Origin of the sequence: Gordonia sp. (in: high G+C Gram-positive bacteria), assembly GCF_049299075.1 — a bacterium.
Classification (GTDB): Bacteria; Actinomycetota; Actinomycetes; order Mycobacteriales; family Mycobacteriaceae; genus Gordonia.
The window spans coordinates 1-3,100 of the sequence record NZ_JBAQWU010000089.1; the positions used below are offsets into that span (position 1 = coordinate 1).

A 3,100-nucleotide genomic window follows, 5' to 3' on the forward strand; every position below is an offset into this window, starting at 1 on the left:
GTAATTGAAGAAGGTGCGGCGCGAGACACCGGCGCGCTCGGCGATCGCCGAGACGGTGGCCTCGGCCAATCCGTCGCGCGCGGTGAGTTCGACGGCGGCTTCGTGGATGCGCCCGAACGTCTGGGCCCGCTTCCGGTCGCGACCCGTCACCCTCATTGAACCTTGCACTAGTGCATTATTGCACTGGTGCAAGTGGTGAGTCAATCCATTGCCCGCAGCGGAATGTCGGGTGGATTGCCAACACCGGTAGGCCCTACGCTCTAGTGACTACTGTCACCAGGTCGAGGGGGCCGGGTGCGGCGTGAAAGGTGACCAGAACATGACGAACCCTCCAGGTCCGCACTACGGCAACGGATTCCCGGGTGATCCGAACAGTGACGAAACGCAGGTGCGCTCGGCTCAGCAGGGATGGCCGGGGCAGGGCTCCGGGCCCGGTCCTCAGCAGCCTGGTCCTCAGCAGCCTGGTCCTCAGCAACCTGGTCCTCAGCAACCTTATGGCCAGCCCGGATACGGTCCGCAGGCCGTCAGCCAGCCCGGATACGGTCAGCCGGGTGCGTATCCGCAGCAGCCTGGCATGCCTGGGGGTTACGGGCCGCCCCAGCCGCCGAAGAAGTCGAACCCCGCACTCAAGGTCACCCTCGGTGTGGTCGCCGTGGCCGTGGTGGCTGCGCTGGTCGCCACCATCGTGTACTTCGCCAGTCGCGAGAAGGGCGACGACACGCAGGCCGCTGGCGTGACGACGCCGAACTCCACGTCGGCCACGACCACCATCTCGTCGTCCGCCCCGTCAACCTCGACGTCGTCGTCGGCGGGCGGCAAGTTCACCTACACCGAATTCGACGGCAACTGGAACTTCCGGCTCGGCGATGTCGCGCTGACGGCCGAGTGGGTCAAGGGCGCCGACTACAACGATTGTGCCTCGTTCGAAGAGGCCAACAAGCTGACCAGCCTCGGCTGCCAGTACGGCTCCGAACTGGTGTGGAAGACCGAGAATGGGAATCTGTTCTTGACGCAGTACATCATGACGATGACCGATGCTGGCGCCGCGTCAGCAGCGATTGGGCAGTTTACCGACGACGATATGAAGCTCGCCCCGGGCAGCTACATCTCGGGCTTCGAGACGGGTAAGTGGAAGGACAGCGCGGAGAAGTCCTTCCTGGTCGTCACGATCGCCACGGCTACCGCCGGTGTCTCGGCCGACACGGTTTCGGAGTACTTGAAGTACCGGCATTCCGACTCCGTCGGCGCGCTGACGTTCCGCAGCATCTAGCGGCGCGCCGACCTGTGCTTTCTGGTCGAGTGCTCGATGTCTGCGTCGTCCATCAGCTCCTGCCCGATCCGGGCAAGGTGGGTGTGACGGCGATCGATAAACGCCCCGTCGTCGGGCCGGTGTCTGCTGGGCCGTACGGACTGTACGGCGATGTTCAGGCCGATCGGAAACATCACGGCGGCCTGGACAAAGCCCTTTACGCCTACGCCGACGAGGATGCGCGGTACTGGGCAGATCAACTCGATCGGCCGACTCCGGCCGGCTGGTACGGGGAGAACCTGCGAGTGTCCGGGATCGACCTGTCCGCCGCACGAATCGGCGAGCAGTGGCGGGTCGGGGAGCAGCTCGTCGTCGAGGTGACCGCGCCGCGGATCCCGTGCCAGACCTTCGCCCGCCGGGTCGGCGGTGCCGACCAGCGCGGCTGGGTCAAGCGCTTCATGCAGGCCGGACGCCCGGGCGCCTACTTGCGTGTGGTGGCACGGGGGCAGGTGGCTGCCGATGACGCCATTGTGGTGATGACGCGTCCGGAATCGGCCTCCACTATTGCCGAGGTCTACGCGGGCGCGTAGTCCGCTGTCGGGAGCGGCCCCGTCGGCCAGGGCATCTGTCGCGGATTGTGTCCCCTGGCGGGCCAGTTGTCGCGGATCTGGACCGCTCAGCGATGATTTCCGCTACGCCTGGATTCGGGGCGGACAAGGTATGCGCCAACAACAAAGCCCGCCACCGTTATGCACTGGTGACGGGCTCCTATTGCTCCCCCAATTGGACTCGAACCAATAACCTGCCGATTAACAGTCGGCTGCTCTGCCAATTGAGCTATGGGGGAAAGCGTGGCTCTTTCGAACCGAGATGGAACTTTATCCCATCGTCCTGCTAGGCAGCAAAACGACTGGTCACGGCCGTTCTACCGCCAGAGGTCAGTGCTCGACAAGTGAGCAAGCAGGCGAGTGGCCCCGTCGGTGAACTGGATGGCCGCGGCGGTGGCCGCGGCTTTGGGGTCGCGCGCACGGTAGGCGTCGATCAACTGCTGGTGGCTGTCCAGGGCTACCGCAGCCCAGGCCGGATCGGCGGCATACATCTGGTGCGGTGTGTACCGCGTCGCCGACAGCAGGAACCAGGCGAGCTTGTTGCTGCCGCTGATCCGGTTGTGGGCGCGATGAAAATCGAACTCGGCGGCCGAGATGGCGGTGACGTCGCCCGTCGCCGCGGCGGCGCGCAGGGCGTCGTTGGCGGCCGCCAAGTCCGCGAGCGAATCGTCGTCGATCATGGCGGCCGTCCGGCGGGCGATCCGGGTGGCGGCTTGACCCTGCAACCAGAAGATGTCCTCGACGTCGGTGCGGGAGAGTTCGGCGACGACGTAGCCGCGGTGCGGGGCGGAATCGACCATGCCCTCGCCGCGCAAGGTCAGCAGGGCCTCGCGTACCGGGGTGACGCTGACGCCAATTTCGACAGCGGTTTCGTCCATCCGGATCGGCGTGCCAGGCAGGAGCTCGGCGGTCATGATCTTATGACGCAAGATCGACGCCACCTCCTCCGAGAGCTGCGGGCGACGCCGCAAGCTCGCGGAGGAGGCTGTATACGAGGGGGAGTCAGAGGCCATAAGTCTTTCCGATGATGTCGCGCTGAATCTCGTTGGTGCCGCCATAGACGGTGGAGATGATCGCTCCGCGCATCAGCCGCTCAGCGTCGAACTCCGTGGCGTAACCGTAGCCGCCCATCATCTGCATACTGTCGATGGTCATGGCCTTGCTCACTTCGGTGGCCTTGAGCTTCACCATGGAGGCCTCACGCGGCATCATCGTGCCGGGGTTGGCATCGGAGGCCTGCGCC

At 65.3% G+C, this 3,100-nt stretch carries 5 protein-coding genes and 1 tRNA gene; 2 read left to right on the forward strand and 4 right to left on the reverse strand.

All coding sequences use genetic code 11. The annotated features are described in order from the left end of the window. A partial coding sequence (locus WAW85_RS02980) for a TetR family transcriptional regulator (protein ID WP_422558174.1) occupies positions 1-156 on the reverse strand: 156 nt, incomplete at its 3' end. A 418-nt stretch (positions 157-574) separates the two neighbouring features. Between WAW85_RS02980 and WAW85_RS02985 the strand changes: the two genes are divergently transcribed. Together WAW85_RS02985 and WAW85_RS02990 are read left to right on the forward strand one after the other, a co-directional pair. Next, a complete protein-coding gene (locus tag WAW85_RS02985) occupies positions 575-1,270 on the forward strand; it encodes a hypothetical protein (protein ID WP_422558170.1) in 696 nt (231 codons plus the stop codon). A gap of 29 nt (positions 1,271-1,299) precedes the next feature. Further along, positions 1,300-1,839 (forward strand): MOSC domain-containing protein, encoded by a 540-nt coding sequence (locus tag WAW85_RS02990; RefSeq protein WP_422558171.1) that lies wholly within the window; start codon positions 1,300-1,302, stop codon positions 1,837-1,839. Positions 1,840-2,023: 184 nt separating this feature from the next. On the opposite strand, the gene WAW85_RS02995 is transcribed toward WAW85_RS02990, so the two are convergent. The 3 genes from WAW85_RS02995 to WAW85_RS03005 form a co-directional block, all read right to left on the reverse strand. Next, a tRNA-Asn gene (locus WAW85_RS02995) sits at positions 2,024-2,096 on the reverse strand. A gap of 78 nt (positions 2,097-2,174) precedes the next feature. Continuing rightward, the gene (locus WAW85_RS03000; RefSeq protein WP_422558172.1) at positions 2,175-2,870 is read right to left on the reverse strand and encodes a GntR family transcriptional regulator; all 696 of its coding nucleotides are present in this window, start codon (positions 2,868-2,870) and stop codon (positions 2,175-2,177) included. Beyond that, positions 2,860-3,100, reverse strand: a 241-nt coding sequence (locus WAW85_RS03005) for an acyl-CoA dehydrogenase family protein (protein ID WP_422558173.1), incomplete at its 5' end; no start/stop codon positions are given. The genes WAW85_RS03000 and WAW85_RS03005, both read right to left, overlap by 11 nt.